The sequence below is a fragment of the Flavobacterium cryoconiti genome, assembly GCF_048158645.1.
GTDB classification, from domain to species: Bacteria; Bacteroidota; Bacteroidia; order Flavobacteriales; family Flavobacteriaceae; genus Flavobacterium; species Flavobacterium cryoconiti.
In genome coordinates this window covers 26,254-43,127 of record NZ_JBLNKW010000009.1, presented here as the reverse complement: position 1 = coordinate 43,127, position 16,874 = coordinate 26,254, and the positions used below count along the sequence as shown (strand labels likewise).

Genomic DNA, 16,874 nt, shown 5'->3' with positions numbered 1-16,874 from the left:
GTTGGAATTTATTAAAAAAATAACCAAAACTCAACTGTTTAAAATTTCATCTTTAAATAGTTTAAGTGTTATTCTAAAAATTGGAGTTGGATTAATAACTTCAAAATTATTAGCTGTATTTGTAGGGCCAAGTGGAATGGCTTTGGTGGGAAATCTTAGAAATTTTTTAACCTCGTTAGAAAGTATTTCGACTTTAGGATTTCAAAACGGAATTATAAAATACGTTGCTGAAAACGAAAAAAATGAAAATCAGCTTAAGAAGATAGTTGTAACGGTTTTTATCAGTTTGTCAGGTATTGCTATTGTTTTAAGTTGTGTTTTGTATTTTTTTGCCACATTTTGGAATAAAGAAATATTTGGAGGTAATTTTGACTATCCGTTTGTTTTTAGGGCGTTAGGATTGGCTTTGCCTTGGTATGCAATTTCTGTTTTTTTGCTTTCGATAATTAACGGTTTAGGGCAATTCAAAAGAGTGATTTGGATTAATATAATAGGAAATGCAGTTGGGTTATTGGTGTCAATTAGTATGATTGTCAATTATAAAACGTTGGGTGCTTTACTTTCGTTGGTGATTACACCAGCATTGTTATTTTTCGTGACATTTTATTTTATAAACAAGGAAATCAATTTTTTCAAAACAATTCGGTTTCATCAATTTGATTTTAAAATCATAAAGAATTTGTCATCGTATTCTTTGATGGCTTTGGTTTCATCGGTTTTGGGACCTTTGGTTTTTTTAGCCATCAGAAAAAATGTAATTGCAATTGTTGGATTAGAACAAGCTGGTTTTTGGGAAACAATAACCCGAATTTCAACTTATTATATGTTGTTTGTCACCACAATTTTGAGTGTTTATTTTTTGCCAAAATTGGTTGTTGCCAAGAATAATCTGGAGACTAAAAAAGTGTTTTGGAGTTTTTATAAAATGATTTTGCCCGTTTTTATAATTGTATTATCGGTAATTTATTTTTTGCGATTTTTTATTGTTAATTTGCTTTTTACTAATGCATTTCTTCCAGTTACGACTTTGTTTTTTTGGCAGTTGGTAGGCGATGTTTTAAAGGTGGCTTCCTTAATTTTAGGATATCAATTTTTTGCAAAAAAGTTAACAATAGCCTTTATAATCTCAGAGTTATTTTCTCTTGCAGTTTTGTATTTTTCAAGTCTTTATTTTATTAATGAATTTGGAATTCAAGGAATAGTAATGGCACAAGCTTTTGATAATTTTATTTATTTGTTAGTGTTGTGTGTTTATTTTAGAAAGAGTTTGGTTTAGTTTTTAATCAATTAAATTTTGTTTCTCAAAGATAATAAAAATCTAAGGCTAAGATTCTTAAATAATAAACCATAGTTGTTGTTTCTCAAACAATGTTTGATTTCAAAATGTATTCTTTTCTGGATTGCCAAATCTTCCTCTTTTGTCCTATTTAAATTGATTACTTTTTTTAATATCAAATAGGTGGAGTGATTAATTTTTCTGGCTCTTGCATCATTTTTCTTAAAAAAATCGGTTCCTAAAGAATTGGTGACAATCCTTTTCTGCATTAGAACTTCATCGATAAAATCAAAATCATAAATTCGGGAAGCGCGTATCCAAAAATCCAAATCCTCGTAAGCCAGCGTTTCATCATAACCATTTAAATGATCAAAAACAGTTTTTTTTACCATTGATGAAACGGAACAAATGCTGTCTCCGCCGGAAAGAACTGACATATAGATATCACCTGTTGTTCTTTTTTTAATCACTTTTTTAGAATTATCTACAGGGAAATAATAAGATTGAAATTCGCCTTTTTCAGTAATTAATGCTACATTTCCATATACAATTCCAAGGTTTTTGTAGATTGTATTTTTGAAAGCATTTATTTGTGAAGTAACGCAATTGGACATTAAAACATCATCTGCAGCCAAGTCAATGATGTATTCTCCTTTGGCTTTTTTTAGTGCTTTGTTAAACGATTTTGTGTTTCCTAAGTTAGTTTCGTTTGCAATAAATAAAATTTTGGGATAGTCAACAAGCCATTTTTCAATTACCATTTTAGAATTATCTGTGCTGTAATCGTCAACAATGATAAGCTGCACAGATGGGTAATTCTGATTCATTGCAGAAAATAAACTCTCCAAGACATAATCTTTCTGGTTGTAACATAAGCAAATAATGGTAACCAATGGATTGTCTTGCATATTTTTTTAAAAGAGTTATATTTGATACGAAAATAAGAAATCGATATTGATATTGTCCAACAAAAAATATAAAATTGCTTTAATTGGCTACCGTCTGAGTGGAGGTGGTAGTGACAAGGTTATGGCAACATTATCCATTTTTTTTGAAAAAATGGGAATTGAAGTTCACAATATAATTGTTTTAGATGAAGTTTCATTTCCGTATTCAGGAAAGCTTGTTAATTTGGGATTATTGAAAAATAAGAGCAACGGATTAGTTAACAAGTGTAAGCGGTTTATAGCAATGCGTAGACATTTGAAAGCTAATGATTTTGATTACATCATAGATTTTCGTTTTCGAACTAAATTTATTCAAGAATTAATTTTAGCAAGATTGATTTATAATACAAAAACAATATTTACAGTTCATAGTTTTTTGATAGATCATTATATGCCTAATAATTCTTGGTTGACAAGATTAATCTACAATCATTGTTATGCCAATGTGGCCATTGTTAATAGCATGAAGGAACTAATTGTAAATAAGCATAATTTAAAAAATGTTGTGACTATTTTTAATCCTATTAATCTGGATGAAGCGAATGAAAAGTGCAAAGAAGCATTAGACATTAATTTTGATTACATCATTGCAATAGGTCAATATGAGAATCCCATAAAGCAATTTGATAAGTTAATTTTGAGTTATGCGAATTCGATTCTACCCGATAAACAAATTCATCTTGTAATTTTAGGAAATGGGCAGAGAGCACTTTTAGAAAAAACAGCAAAAGATAACAAGGTGGAGAATTTTGTTCATTTTTTAGGATACCAAAACAATCCTTTTAAATACCTGAAACAATCCAGATTTTTAGTTCTTAGCAGTAAAAATGAAGGTTTGCCGAATGTGATTTTGGAATCTTTAGCATGTAGTACTCCAGTTGTAGCATTTGATTGTCCTTCTGGACCAAAAGAAACTATAATTAATTTAAAAAATGGAATTTTAGTGGAAGATCAAAATTTGCAAAAACTTACAGAAGCAATGAATTTATTGGTGTCAGATGAAGCTTTATATCGATATTGCAAACAGAACGCACAGGAAAGCGTTACGCCATTTTTGTTAGATACAATAGGTCAAAAATGGTTAGATTTAATGGAAATTAGTTTATAATAGAATTTATGACAACATTAAAAGATATACAATCACTTAAAATCCCAGTTGTAGAGGATACACGCGGGAATTTGGCATTTATTCAAAATGATGTTTTGCCATTTGAATTTAAGCGTGTTTATTATCTTTTTGACGTGCCCAGCAATTCCTTTCGAGGAAGTCATTCTCATATAAATCAAAGTGAAGTTCTAATTGCTTTGAGCGGAAGTTTTGAAGTTGTTCTAAATGACGGATTCGAAAAAAAATCATTTCTTTTGAATAAACCAAATATTGGATTGTACATTCCAACGGGAATGTGGCGCGAGTTGGAAAATTTTTCATCCGGAGCAGTTTGTTTAGTTTTTGCATCTGATATTTATAATGAAGACGATTATATCAGGGATTTTGATCAATTTTTGAAATCAAAAATATGAAACTACTCTATATAGTTCCAAGTATAAATCATGAAGGAGGAGTTGCCAGAGTACTCTCTATAAAAACAAATTATCTTATTGAAAAATTTGAATATCAAATCCATATTCTGACTCAAAACAAGGGGAGTTTTCCTTTATTCTATTCCTTTAATGAAAATATTGTATTTCATGATTTGATTTTGAAAGGTAACGTTTTTAAGTTTTTTAATACCTATCGGACTTCATTAAAAAAAAATGTTGAAGCTATAAAGCCAGATGTTATTATAGTTTGTGATAATGGTCTTAAAGCATACACGATTCCTTTTATACTCAAAAAAAATATTCCAATTATCCTTGAATGTCATGGTTCTAAATATATTGAGGAACGTAAATCAGCGCATGTTTTTTTTCAAAAATTAAAATATAAACTAAAAAACTTCGGAGCTAAAAGATATACTAACCTGATTGCATTGTCGAATGAAAGTTTGGAAGAATGGAATGTGAAAAATGGTGCTGTAATTTCTAATCCATGCTGGTTGCAAACGGATATTCCAGCAGAATTAAAATCTAAAAAAGTAATTGTTGTAGCTAGAAATTCTTATGAAAAAGGGTTGGACAGATTACTCTTTATTTGGGAAAAAGTGTTGCAAAAACATCCGAATTGGATTTTAGATATTTATGGGAAAGAAATTGATGCTCTTGAAATACAGGCGGTTAAATTTGGAATTGAATTAAAAGTCAATTTTAATCAATCTATAAAAAATATCCACGAGAAATATTTAGAATCTTCTATCTATGTAATGACTTCTCGTACCGAAGGTTTTCCAATGGTGTTAATAGAAGCAATGGCTTCGGGTTTACCATGTATTGCGTATGATTGTCCTTGTGGGCCAAGAGCGATCATAAAAGACAATGTAAATGGATTTTTAATCGAAGATGGGAATGTCGATTTGTTTGTTGAAAAACTAAATCTTTTGATTGAAGATAAAGATTTAAGAAAACGGTTAGGCAAAAAAGCTCAAGAAAGTGTTACTGTTTATGATTTAGATGAGATTATGAAACAATGGAAAATCCTTTTTGAAAGTTTAGTAATAGGAGAATAATTATTTTGATTTAATAGAACAAAAATAGCCTAATTTATAGATGTCAAATAGTAAGATAGAAGGGGTTTCTGAAAGTAAATTTGAGGTGATTTTATCTTCTGATTTTTTAAAAATTATAGCCATCATTTTGACAAGTCTTAGTCTTTTTAATAATTTATAAGCCGAAATTATTTTACTCTCAATAGAAGGCGAAATCTCAGAATCAAGGATAAAAGCTAAGTTTTCCTGAGCGATTTTGGTCTTGTTTAAAAAAAACAATGAGGTTTCTAAATTGAGATGGAAAGTAGGATTGTCTATATGGGAAACCTTATTTTTTTTTGCTCCTAATACGGTAAGAAAACATAAATCTTCATAGCCATATTTTATTATTGCCGAATCAAAAGGGTTTTGTATAAAAATTTCTTTTTTTATTAATAAATTAGAAGTCAATGCGCGACTGTTTGGTTTTTTGTTTCGTTGTTCCACTGAAAGTGCTTCTCTTTTATTACCGTAAACCCAACGGAGCAGTTTTTCTTTTTGTGGTTTTTTAGTTTCGTAAATGATACCTCCAAAAACAACTGCGGAATCATTATTTTTGATTATATCTAAGTAATTTTTGATGAATTTTTTACTTTTTGGAAATGTATCACAATCTAAAATAAGCAACCAATTAAATGACGATTTTTTAGCAAGTAAATTGATGTTTTTTCCTCTACCAATGTTAGAATTATTTGATGAAAATTTACAATTTTCCAGACTGTTAATGTTTTGGTTTTTAGTTAGAAATTCATTTGAACGATCATCCTGACACAAAATCTCAAAATCTATACCGCAATCCGTACATTGTCGATGCAATTCCAATACTAAAGGAAAAGCATTGTAATTGTATATTGGAACAAGAATAGAAAGCATTATGCAGTTCGCTGCTGAACTACTTCAAAAATTCTTTCATCTTCACATTTCAATGTTTTCGAAGGAAATTTCATTAATAAAGCATAATCGTGAGTAGCCATAATAATGGTTTTTCCGTTGGCATTGATGTTTTTTAATACTTCCAATACTTCTGCGCTGGTTTGAGGATCAAGGTTTCCTGTTGGTTCATCAGCAAGGATAAGTTCAGGATCATTAAGTAAAGCTCGTGCGATTGCCACACGTTGTTGTTCACCACCAGAAAGTTGATGAGGCATTTTATTGCCAAATTCTTTCATGCCTACTTTATCTAAAACTTCGTCAATTTTTCGTTGCATTTCGTCATTGTCAATCCAGCCTGTAGCTTTGAGAACAAATAGCATATTGTCTTTTACAGTTCTGTCCGGCAGTAATTTGAAATCTTGAAAAACGATTCCAATCTTTCTTCTTAAAAATGGAATGTCATCTTCTTTCAAAGCCGCCAAATCAAAATCTACGATATTTCCTTCTCCTTCAGTCAAAGGTAAATCACCATATAAAGTTTTCATTAAACTACTTTTTCCGGAACCTGTTTTTCCAATGATGTAAAGAAATTCACCATGTTTTACATCTAAGTTTACGTGGGATAAAATAGATTTACCTTCTTGATAAATGTTTACATTTTTTAAAGACAGTACGGATTGTGACATAATTAGCGTTTGTTTATGGGGTAAAAGTAATAAGATAACGCTTCTATTCAAAATAAATTCTATTCAATTAAATAGAATTCTGATAATTATAATTTATGCAAGTAAATCTAGAAGTTTGAGGCGATGAATATTGTAGCAATGAAAGTTAAATTTTACGGTGTTAAGAAAAATGTTCATAATAAAAGCGAATAGCGATTCGTTATAGAGTTCAGAATATGATACATTTGAATTATTAAAATAAAATCACAATGCGTAAAATTTCCTGGCCCTCATTCTTTCTTCTTTTTATTATAACTACCACAGTTTTTGCACAAAAATCAACTATTTATACTAGCGATTCAAAAGATTTTAATAAAGCGGTTGCTTTGTTTAAAGATGGGCAATATGCATCGGCACAAATTATTTTTAATAAAGTAAAAGAAACGGCAATTACTGAAGAACTGCAATCAGATTGTGCGTATTATGCTGCTAATTGTGCTATTCGAACCAATCAAACGAACGCTGATGAGTTGATGGAACGATTTGTTTCGGATTATCCAACGAGCGTAAAACAGAATCAGGCGTATATAGAAGTAGCTCATTATCATTTTGATCAAGGGAATTATCCGCAAGCCTTACAATGGTTTGATAAAGTGGATGAAAGCCAATTGAGTGCTAGCGACCGAGATAAATTTAACTTCCAAAAAGGCTATAGTTTTTTTAATGGCAAAAAGAAAAAAGAAGCAACAGTCTATTTGAATAAAGTGGTCAATTCTGCTGAATATGGTTCTCAGGCTAAATATTACTTAGGATTCATGGCTTATGAAGGAGACGATTACAAACAAGCCACGAAATATTTTGATGAAGTTTCAGGCGAAGAAAAATACAAAGAGAAGCTTTCGTATTACCAAGCCGATATGAATTTCAAATTAGGAAATTTTCAAAAAGCAATTGATTTGGGTGAAAAAGCAATGGCTAAATCAAATCCTGCTGAAAAATCAGAATTGAATAAAATTATTGGCGAAAGCTATTTTAATTTAAAAAAATACGACACTGCAATTCCATATTTAGTAGCCTATAAAGGGAAAAAAGGAAAATGGAGTAATACCGATTTTTACCAATTAGGCTATGCGTATTACAAACAAAAAGACTACGAAAACGCGATTTCTCAGTTTAATAAAATTATAGGAGGGAAAGATTTTGTGGCTCAAAATGCGTATTATCATTTGGGAGAAAGTTACCTGAATACCGATAAGAAACAACAAGCTTTGAATGCGTTTAAAAATGCTTCTGAAATGAATTTTGATGCTGCTATTCAAGAAGATGCGAGTTTGAATTATGCGAAATTGAGTTATGAATTAGGGAATTCCTATCAGAGTGTGCCAGCAGTTTTGCAAGCTTTTTTGAAAAAATATCCAGATAATGCCAGCCGTTCGGAGATTGAGAAATTATTGATTGATTCGTATATTTCTTCTAAAAACTACAAAGAAGCCTTAGTTTTATTGGAAAGAAATAAAACACCCGAAAATAAATTAGCCTACCAAAAAGTGCTTTTTTACAGAGGTTTGGAATTATATACTGATGGGAATTATGAAGAAGCATTGAAAATGTTTTCAAAATCTATTAACGAACAAAGAGATGCTGTTTTTACTGCTAGAGCCACTTTCTGGAAGGGAGAAACAGAATATGTTTTGGATGATTTCAAAAGTGCTTTGTCGAGTTTTAAACAATTTGTAGCTTCATCTCAAGCCGCAACAACACCGGAATATAAGAACAGTAATTACAATATTGCCTACACGTATTTCAAATTGAAAGAGTACGACCAAGCTGGGAATTATTTTCAAAGTCAAATAGAAAAAGTGAAAGACGATAAAGTGCGTTTGAATGATTCTTATTTGCGTTTAGCGGATTGTCGTTTTGTAACTTCAAAATACGGACCAGCGATGGATGCGTATGTTAAAGTGATTGAATCCAAAAGTGTAGATGCTGATTATGCGTATTTTCAAAAAGCAATTTGTTACGGATTTATTGCTAAAAATGATAAGAAAATCGAGGAGTTAAACGCTTTTTTACAATTGTATCCAAAATCAGAATACAGAGACGATGCTCTTTTTGAACTTGGAAATACGTATGTAGCCGAGAATAAAACGGATCTTGCGGTAAAAACATACGACCGATTAAATACGGAATTCAAAAGAGGTTCTTTTACTTCCAGAGCAATTTTACGTCAAGGTTTAGTGTATTATAATTCAGATAAAGACGAACAAGCATTGGTGAAATTTAAAAAAGTAGCCGCTGATTTTCCTAAAACTCCGGAAGCATTGGAAGCTGTTGCAACTGCTCGTTTGATTTATGTAGATAGCGGAAGAGTGGATGAATATGCGAATTGGGTTCGTACTTTGGATTTTGTCGCAGTTACTGATGCGGAACTTGATAATGATACCTATGAAGCTGCTGAAAAACAATTTCAACAGAATAACACAAAACAGGCGATTGCAGGATTTAGTGGTTATGTTTCTAAATTTCCACGAGGGATTCATGCTTTGCAGGCTAATTATTACTTAGCCCAATCTTATTTTTCAGATGGGTCAGAAAGCAAGTCTATTCCTAATTATGAATTTGTAATTGCACAATCCAGAAGCGAATATACAGAACAATCTTTGTCGAGATTGGCTCAAATTTTTCTTAAAAATAAAGACTATGATAAAGCAATACCGGTATTATCTCGTTTAGAAACTGAAGCTGACATTTCTCAGAATAAAACATTTGCGCAATCGAATTTGATGAAGTCGTTTTATGAGAAGAAAGATTATCCAAATTCAGTTATTTACGCTGAGAAGGTTTTAATGAATCCTAAAACGGATGATAATGTAAAAAGTGATGCGCAAATTATAATCGCCCGAGCCGCAATTCAGACGGGTGATGAAGCAAAAGCCCGAACTGCTTACGCAAAACTAATGACGATTGCCAAAGGAGAACTAGCTGCCGAAGCATTGTATTATGACGCTTATTTTAAAAACAAGGATGGAAAATTTGAAGTGTCAAATGTTGCGGTTCAAAAATTAGCGAAGAATTATTCGAGTTATAAATATTTTGGAGCCAAAGGATTAGTCTTGATGGCGAAAAACTTCTACGGATTGAAAGACAGTTATCAAGCAACTTATATTTTAGAAAATGTGATTCAAAATTTCACTGATTTTCCAGATGTTGTTTCAGAAGCGCAAACAGAATTAGACGCTATTAAATCTGAAGAATCTAAAACAAATTCATCTATTATCAAATAACGTAGTTGGAAATAGGATTTAGAAAATAAAAAAAAACGGCATATAATTTAAAATAATTGAAAGCCAAAAAACATACGGAATGAATATACCTTTTTACATCGTTGATGTTTTTGCAGAGAAAAAATACGCAGGCAATCAACTGGCTGTTTTTTTAGGAGCTGATGAATTAAGTGCTGAAGAGATGCAGAAAATTGCCCGTGAAATCAACTTTGCGGAAAGCACCTTTATAACTAAGCTTGAGCCAGAAAATAACGTTGCAGAAATCAGAATTTTTACTCCAGAGCATGAAATGAAGTTTGCTGGACATCCAATCATAGGAACTTCTTGGGTTTTAATGAATAGGATATTTGAAAATCAACCTGAAAAGATTACGTTGTCAGTTCCAATCGGCGAAATTCCTATTCATCAATCGGGAGATTTGGTATGGTTGCAGGCGGCTCAACCCCAGTTTTTGGATACTTTTTCAGCAGAATATTTTTTAACCTTCAGCAATTTAAGCCGTGCTGATTTTGATATTGAATTTCCCATTCAAGAGGTTACTACAGGAAGTGCTTTTGTGATTGTTCCTCTTAAAAATAAAAAAGCATTGGAGAATTTAATTCTTGACAAGGTTAAAATGAATGAATGGTTGCATGGGCATTGTAAAACAAATCATAGAGCCTTGTATTTTTATTGTTTAGAAGAAACAAAGCTCATCAGTAGAATGTTGTATGTGGAAGAGAATCAGCTTAAAGAAGATGCTGCTACTGGTAGTGCCAGTACTTGTTTACAAGCTTTTCTTTTAAAATATCATTCACCGGATATTCAGATTGTCAATCATCAGGGAGATTTTATTAATAGATCATCTCGAATTTATTTTGATGGAAAATTTGCTGAAAATCATTTTGATATAAAGATTGGTGGGAAGACGCAATTTATTGCAAAAGGCGAATGGGAAGTTTAATTACTAGGTTAGGGTTTAGAATTAAGAAGTAAAAAGGTTAGAGGATAGAAGTAAAAAAAAATAAAACATGACATTTAAAAATAAAGCAATATCGTTTATAAATAATATATTAACGTTCTCGGCTCCCTCCCCTTCGGGGAGGGTTGGGGTGGGGATTCTATTTCTTTTACTTTCTCAATTTTCGTTTGCACAAAAAAAAGAACAAATTGGAACAGAAACAGTAAATGTTGTGAAGCCTTATACACCAACAATTTCGGATGCTTTCAAAGTAAAAGAAACGCCTGCACTTGAAGAGGAAGGGAATGCTAAAAAAGAAACGATAAAATACACCATTTTCTCTTTTCCGGTGGCATCGACTTTTACTCCATCTAAAGGGAAAGCAGAAGGAGTGGAGAAAGAAAAACAGGAACATTTATTTAAAAATTATGCCACTTTTGGCGTGGGGAATTACGGAACCTTCATTGGGGAATTATTTGTAAATCACGATTTGAATAGTACAGATTATGTTAGCGGAATGTTTCGTCATCATTCGTCACAAGGCGGTATAAAAAGTGTAGCATTAGATGATCGTTTTTATGATACTGCGATTGATTTAACGTACGGATCCAATCAAAAAAATGTGTCATGGAATTTAGATTTGGGTTATCAAAATCAAATTTATAATTGGTATGGTTTACCAGCTGGTTTCGGTACTACTTTGACACCTCAGGATAGGAGGGTGTTGATTAATGGAATCAATCCACAACAAACCTATAATACAATCTCGCTTGGTGGAAAAATAGATTTTAACGAGAGTATTTTAAATAAAATGAGTGTTAAATTTAATCATTTTTCGGATGTTTATGGATCTTCTGAAAATAGATTTTATGTGAAACCAACAGTGCAGTTTGATGTGATGGAAAGCGCAGTGAAAACAGATTTAATTGTTGATTATGTTGGCGGAAGCTTCAAGAAAGATTATTCGAATACGAACACACAACCTGTGAAATATGGTTTTACTAATTTTGGTATTGCGCCAAGTTTTGTAATGCAAAAAGAGGATTGGACACTGAATATTGGAGCGGCTGTGTTTTATAGTTTGGACAATCAAAACAGCAATAATAAATTTTTAGTTTATCCAAAATTCAATGCTTCTTACAAAGTAGTTGGCGATTTGATGATTTTCTACGCAGGAGCCGAAGGAAATCTGGAACAGAATTCTTATATGGATTTTGTCAATGAAAATCCGTTTCTATCGCCAACATTAAATATTGCGCCAACAGATAAGCAATATGATATTTTTGCAGGATTAAAAGGAAAATTGACTAACAACGTGAGTTATAATATTAAAGGTTCGTATGTGAATGAAAGAAATAAAGCGTTGTTTAAAAGCAATGATTATAATGAAAATGCTGCAAATCAGGACTACGCTTTTGGGAATTCCTTTCAAGTGGTTTATGACGATATGAGAACACTAAGTTTTTATGGGGAATTAAAAGCTGATTTTTCAGAAAGTGTATCTTTTGGAATCAACGGGACTTTTAATAGTTATACCAATGATTTTCAAAGTGAAGCTTGGAATTTGCCAACTGTAAAATTAAATTCAAACATTAATTTTAATATTACGCCAAAATGGTTCGCTGGTGCAAATGTGTTTTATGTAGGGGAACGAAAAGATCAAAAGCTGAATACTGATGTAGTATATGTAGTTCAACCAGGTCCTTTTACTTTACCTTCCTATTTTGATGTGAATGCAAATGTTGGATTCAAATACAGCGACCGATTGACAGCCTTTTTAAAAGCCAATAATATTACCAATAAAGCCTATGAAAAATGGTTGAATTATCCAGTTCAAGGTTTTCAAGTGATTTTAGGAGCGAACTATAAATTTGATTTTTAGTCCCCACCCCAGCCCTCCCCGAAGGGGAGGGAGCCGAAACGCAACAACAATAATTACTTTTGTATTAAAAAACTTCGCGGCTTAGCGCCTTAGTGGCAAAATCCTATGACTTTCAAACAAAAAATACATACCCATTATCTGCAATTAGTTCAGGATCGAATTGACGTTTTCAAAGACATGATAGTTGCACTTACCGAAGATTCTAAGAACGATGCCAAAGGTTCTGCGGGAGATAAACACGAAACGGCCTTGTCTATGATGCATATTGAGCAAGAGAAACTCAATACAAAACTTAGAGAAGTATTGACTCAAAAAGCTGTTTTAGACAAAATTGATGCCACTACAATTGCCGAAACAATTATTGTTGGCAGTTTAGTAAAGGCAAACGGGATTTATTTATACCTGAGTGTGGCGCTTCCCAAAATTAGTGTTGAAGGAATCAATATTATTGCATTATCACCACAATCGCCTTTAGGGAATAAACTAATGGGAAATACAATTGGGTTTACCTTCGAAATTAATACTACAAAGTATTTGATTGAAGAGATTCTGTAAATACTTTCATTTAACATGTTTTAGTTGCGTTAGATTTTAATAAAGCTGTTTTGATTGGGATCAAATTAAAGTTTTCAACTTCAAAAACTGTTTTTGTTGTTTTTTAATTACATTTTAATTGTAAAATGCAGTATTTGTTTTTAATTTATAACTAAAATTGCTATTTGTGTTTTATGAATGTAACTGTTATCGCATCTTTGCCCTATCAAAATAAATAAAACAATAAAAATATATAGTTATGTGCGGAATAGTATGTGCCTTTGATTTAAAACAAAAAGCGGAAGTTTTAAGACCACAAGTATTAGAAATGTCTAAAATTATCCGTCACCGTGGACCGGACTGGAGTGGAATTTTTAGTAATGAAAAAGCTATTTTGTCTCATGAGCGTTTGGCAATTGTTGATCCAGCTTCAGGGAAACAACCTTTATTTAGTGAAGATAAACAACTTGTTTTAGCAGCAAATGGTGAAATCTATAACCACAGAGAATTGCGTAAACAATTTGAAGGAAAATATAACTTTCAAACGGAAAGTGACTGTGAAGTTATTTTAGCACTTTACAAAGAAAAAGGACCTCATTTTATAGATGAAATGAACGGAATTTTTGGATTTGCTATTTATGATGTAGAAAAAGATGAGTATTTTGTTGCTCGTGACCATATGGGAATTATTCCATTATACATTGGTTGGGATCAACACGGTACTTTTTATGTAGCTTCAGAATTGAAAGCACTAGAAGGATATTGTACCAAAATACAATTGTTTCCTCCAGGACACTATCTGTCTAGTAAAGACGGAGAATTTGTACAATGGTACAAAAGAGAATGGGTTGATTATGATGCCGTAAAAGACAACGTAACCAGCATAGACGAAATTAAAGTTGCGCTAGAAGCAGCGGTTCACAGACAATTGATGAGTGATGTGCCTTATGGAGTATTGCTTTCTGGAGGTTTAGATTCTTCTATTACTTCGGCTGTAGCCAAAAAATATGCGCAAAAACGTATTGAATCTGGTGATGTTGCTGATGCTTGGTATCCTCAATTGCACTCTTTTTCGGTAGGATTAGATGGTTCTCCAGATTTAGCGGCAGCTCAAATAGTTGCAGATCATATTGGAACCATTCACCACGAAATTAAATTCACTATTCAAGAAGGATTAGATGCCGTTCGCGATGTGATTTATAGTCTGGAAACTTATGATGTGACTACTGTTAGAGCATCAACACCTATGTGGTTAATGGCGAGAGTTATTAAATCAATGGGTATTAAAATGGTCTTGTCAGGTGAAGGAGCGGATGAACTTTTTGGAGGGTACTTGTATTTTCACAAAGCGCCAAACGCAAGAGAATTTCATGAAGAGAACGTACGTAAGTTAGGTAAATTACACATGTACGATTGTTTGCGTGCTAACAAAAGTTTAGCTGCTTGGGGTATTGAAGGACGCGTTCCGTTTTTGGATAAAGAATTTATGGATGTGGCAATGCGAATCAACCCACAAGATAAAATGATAAACAAAGAACATCCAATGGAAAAATGGGTAGTTCGTAAAGCTTTTGAAGATATGCTTCCAGCAAGTGTGGCATGGAGACAAAAAGAACAATTTAGTGATGGTGTTGGTTATAGTTGGATTGATTCTTTGAAAGTTGTGGTTGCTGAGGCGGTTTCAGATGAGCAATTAGCAAATGCTAAATATAGATTTCCATTGCAAACACCAACTTCTAAAGAAGAATACTATTATCGTTCTATTTTTCACGATCATTTTCCAAGTGATGCTGCAGCTTTATGTGTTCCACAAGAAGCAAGTGTAGCGTGTAGTACAAAAATTGCTTTAGAGTGGGATGAAGCATTCAAAAACATGAATGATCCTTCAGGAAGAGCGGTTGCTAGTGTACATGATGATGCATACGTAAAAGCATAAGCACAATTTAATTAAGATTTTATAAATAGACTAAGACGTTCTCCATTTTGAGGGCGTCTTTTTTTTTGTTTCATAGCTGAGCGCATTTATTCGAAAATATAGAATTACTAAAAACTTTATAATTGGTCATTGTCTAAAATAATTGGTTACAGTTTTTTATATTAGCCTATCTAAACATCACATTATGAAACGTTATATTCTAGTTTTTGCTTTATTTTCACTTGTTTCTTGTCTCAAAAAAAATAAAACTACAGTTGATGTAATTATTTCGGATGCTACTATTTATAAAGTTGATAAAACATTTGGCACTGCAACTGCTATGGCTGTTAGTAACGGTAAAATTGTGGCTATTGGGACTAATGATGAAATCACAAATAAATATGAATCTGAGCAGAATATTGATGCTAAAGGGAAATTCATTTACCCCGGCTTGTTTGATGCGCATTGTCATTTTTACAGTTTTGGACTTAGTCTGCAGGAAGTTGATTTACGCGGTACCAAAAATATGAGTGAAGTAATAACACGTATAAAGATTTTTCAAAAAGAAAAAAAACCGGAGTTTATCGTTGGTAATGGTTGGGATCAAAATGATTGGGAAGTTAAAAAGTTTCCGACAAAAGCAGATTTAGATGCGGAGTTTCCAAACATTCCTGTTATGTTAAATAGAGTTGATGGTCATGCAATACTTGTGAATAGTAAAGCTTTGAAGTTAGCAGGAATTACAAAAGATACAAAAGCTGTTGGTGGTCAGATTGAAATGATAAATGGAGAACCAACCGGAATCATAATAGATAATCCAATGGATTTGGTTTTTAAAATAATTCCAAAACCAAGTCGTAAAATACAAATTGCAGCTTTATTGGATGCAGAAAAAGTAATGTTTGATTATGGGTTGACAACAGTAAATGATGCAGGTTTAGATCCGGATATTATTAACTTAATCGACAGTTTGCAAAAAGCAAAAGTGATGAAACTTAATGTGTATGCTATGATCACGGCAAATCAAAAAAACATCGATTTATATCTAAAAAAAGGAATTTATAAAACGGATAATTTAGATGTACGTTCCTTTAAAATGTATGGCGATGGTGCTTTGGGTTCTCGTGGCGCTTGTTTGCACAAAGGCTATTCTGATATGCCAAAACAATTTGGAGCGTTGCTTTCTCCTATTTCAGACTTAAAAGCTATCGCAAAACAAATTGCAGCTTCTCCTTTTCAATTGAATTCACATGCCATAGGTGATTCGGCAAATACGGTTTTATTAAAAATTTATAAGGAAGTTTTAGCTGGTAAAAAAGACCGAAGATGGAAGATTGAACACGCTCAGGTTTTGCGCGAAGAAGATTTTGATTATTTTAAATTGGGAATCATTCCTTCGGTACAACCTGCGCATGCCACTTCAGATATGTATTGGGCGGAAGAAAGATTAGGAAAAAAAAGAATAAAAAATGCTTATGCTTATAAAAAATTACTTCAAAAAGCTGGAATTGTAGCTCTTGGGACTGATTTCCCTGTAGAAGAAGTGAACCCAATGCTGACATTTCACGCTGCAGTGGCAAGAAAAGACAGTAAGAACTATCCAAAGGGAGGTTTTCAAATGGAAAATGCATTGAGTAGAGAAGAGACTTTAAAGGGAATGACAATTTGGGCAGCTTATTCAAATTTCGAAGAAAAGGAAAAAGGAAGTTTAGAAGTTGGTAAATGGGCTGATTTTGTAGTTTATGATAAAGATTTAATGAAGATTAATGAGAATCAAATCGTTAAAATGAAGGCTTCCAGCACTTATTTGAAAGGGTATAAAGTGAAATGAATTGTTGTTTAAAGTGCTTGTTTACAATTTATAACGTAAAACTTTAGTTTTTAAACTTATAAATTACATTTTATGTGTAAATAGGTTTATTTTGTTTTAATTTTAA

13 protein-coding genes are annotated in these 16,874 nt (G+C 32.3%); 10 read left to right on the top strand and 3 right to left on the bottom strand.

Annotated features, from left to right (window positions below):
• Nucleotide 1: 1 nt before the first annotated feature.
• A complete protein-coding gene (locus tag ACM55H_RS13455; RefSeq protein ID WP_416836979.1) occupies nucleotides 2-1,276 on the top strand; it encodes an O-antigen translocase in 1,275 nt (424 codons plus the stop codon).
• 11 nt (nucleotides 1,277-1,287) lie between these two features.
• On the opposite strand, the gene ACM55H_RS13450 is transcribed toward ACM55H_RS13455, so the two are convergent.
• A complete protein-coding gene (locus ACM55H_RS13450) occupies nucleotides 1,288-2,184 on the bottom strand; it encodes a glycosyltransferase family 2 protein (protein WP_416836978.1) in 897 nt (298 codons plus the stop codon).
• A gap of 52 nt (nucleotides 2,185-2,236) precedes the next feature.
• On the opposite strand from ACM55H_RS13450, the gene ACM55H_RS13445 reads away from it, so the two are divergent.
• Genes ACM55H_RS13445 through ACM55H_RS13435 form a run of 3 tightly spaced genes read left to right on the top strand, consistent with a single transcriptional unit; the run spans nucleotide 2,237 to nucleotide 4,826 of the window.
• Nucleotides 2,237-3,331: a glycosyltransferase gene (locus tag ACM55H_RS13445; RefSeq protein ID WP_416836977.1), complete on the top strand. Its 1,095-nt coding sequence runs from the start codon at nucleotides 2,237-2,239 to the stop codon at nucleotides 3,329-3,331.
• An 8-nt stretch (nucleotides 3,332-3,339) separates the two neighbouring features.
• A complete protein-coding gene (locus ACM55H_RS13440) occupies nucleotides 3,340-3,744 on the top strand; it encodes a sugar 3,4-ketoisomerase (protein WP_416836976.1) in 405 nt (134 codons plus the stop codon).
• Nucleotides 3,741-4,826, top strand: a complete 1,086-nt coding sequence (locus ACM55H_RS13435; RefSeq protein WP_416836974.1) for a glycosyltransferase family 4 protein — start codon at nucleotides 3,741-3,743, stop codon at nucleotides 4,824-4,826. The genes ACM55H_RS13440 and ACM55H_RS13435 overlap by 4 nt, the downstream gene beginning before the upstream one ends.
• Here the strand turns inward: ACM55H_RS13435 and ACM55H_RS13430 are convergent, their stop codons facing one another.
• Both ACM55H_RS13430 and ACM55H_RS13425 read right to left on the bottom strand, forming a co-directional pair.
• On the bottom strand, nucleotides 4,827-5,717 hold the full coding sequence (locus tag ACM55H_RS13430) for a glycosyltransferase (RefSeq protein WP_416836972.1): 891 nt from the start codon (nucleotides 5,715-5,717) through the stop codon (nucleotides 4,827-4,829). It lies immediately after the preceding gene.
• A complete protein-coding gene (locus ACM55H_RS13425) occupies nucleotides 5,717-6,403 on the bottom strand; it encodes a cell division ATP-binding protein FtsE (RefSeq protein ID WP_416836971.1) in 687 nt (228 codons plus the stop codon). Before ACM55H_RS13425 ends, ACM55H_RS13430 begins: the two co-directional genes overlap by 1 nt.
• A gap of 248 nt (nucleotides 6,404-6,651) precedes the next feature.
• Here ACM55H_RS13425 and ACM55H_RS13420 point away from each other — a divergent pair, with 248 nt between their 5' ends.
• From ACM55H_RS13420 to ACM55H_RS13395, 6 genes are all read left to right on the top strand, one after another.
• Complete coding sequence (locus tag ACM55H_RS13420; RefSeq protein ID WP_416836970.1) at nucleotides 6,652-9,666, top strand: tetratricopeptide repeat protein; 3,015 nt, start codon at nucleotides 6,652-6,654, stop codon at nucleotides 9,664-9,666.
• A gap of 79 nt (nucleotides 9,667-9,745) precedes the next feature.
• On the top strand, nucleotides 9,746-10,609 hold the full coding sequence (locus ACM55H_RS13415) for a PhzF family phenazine biosynthesis protein (RefSeq protein ID WP_416836969.1): 864 nt from the start codon (nucleotides 9,746-9,748) through the stop codon (nucleotides 10,607-10,609).
• A gap of 67 nt (nucleotides 10,610-10,676) precedes the next feature.
• Nucleotides 10,677-12,488 carry a TonB-dependent receptor gene (locus tag ACM55H_RS13410; protein ID WP_416836968.1) on the top strand — a complete coding sequence of 604 codons (1,812 nt, stop codon included), beginning with the start codon at nucleotides 10,677-10,679 and terminating at the stop codon, nucleotides 12,486-12,488.
• 105 nt (nucleotides 12,489-12,593) lie between these two features.
• The gene (locus tag ACM55H_RS13405; RefSeq protein ID WP_416836967.1) at nucleotides 12,594-13,043 is read left to right on the top strand and encodes a hypothetical protein; all 450 of its coding nucleotides are present in this window, start codon (nucleotides 12,594-12,596) and stop codon (nucleotides 13,041-13,043) included.
• A 238-nt stretch (nucleotides 13,044-13,281) separates the two neighbouring features.
• Complete coding sequence (gene asnB / locus ACM55H_RS13400) at nucleotides 13,282-14,958, top strand: asparagine synthase B (protein ID WP_416836966.1); 1,677 nt, start codon at nucleotides 13,282-13,284, stop codon at nucleotides 14,956-14,958.
• A gap of 184 nt (nucleotides 14,959-15,142) precedes the next feature.
• Complete coding sequence (locus ACM55H_RS13395) at nucleotides 15,143-16,768, top strand: amidohydrolase (RefSeq protein WP_416836965.1); 1,626 nt, start codon at nucleotides 15,143-15,145, stop codon at nucleotides 16,766-16,768.
• Nucleotides 16,769-16,874 lie beyond the last annotated feature (106 nt).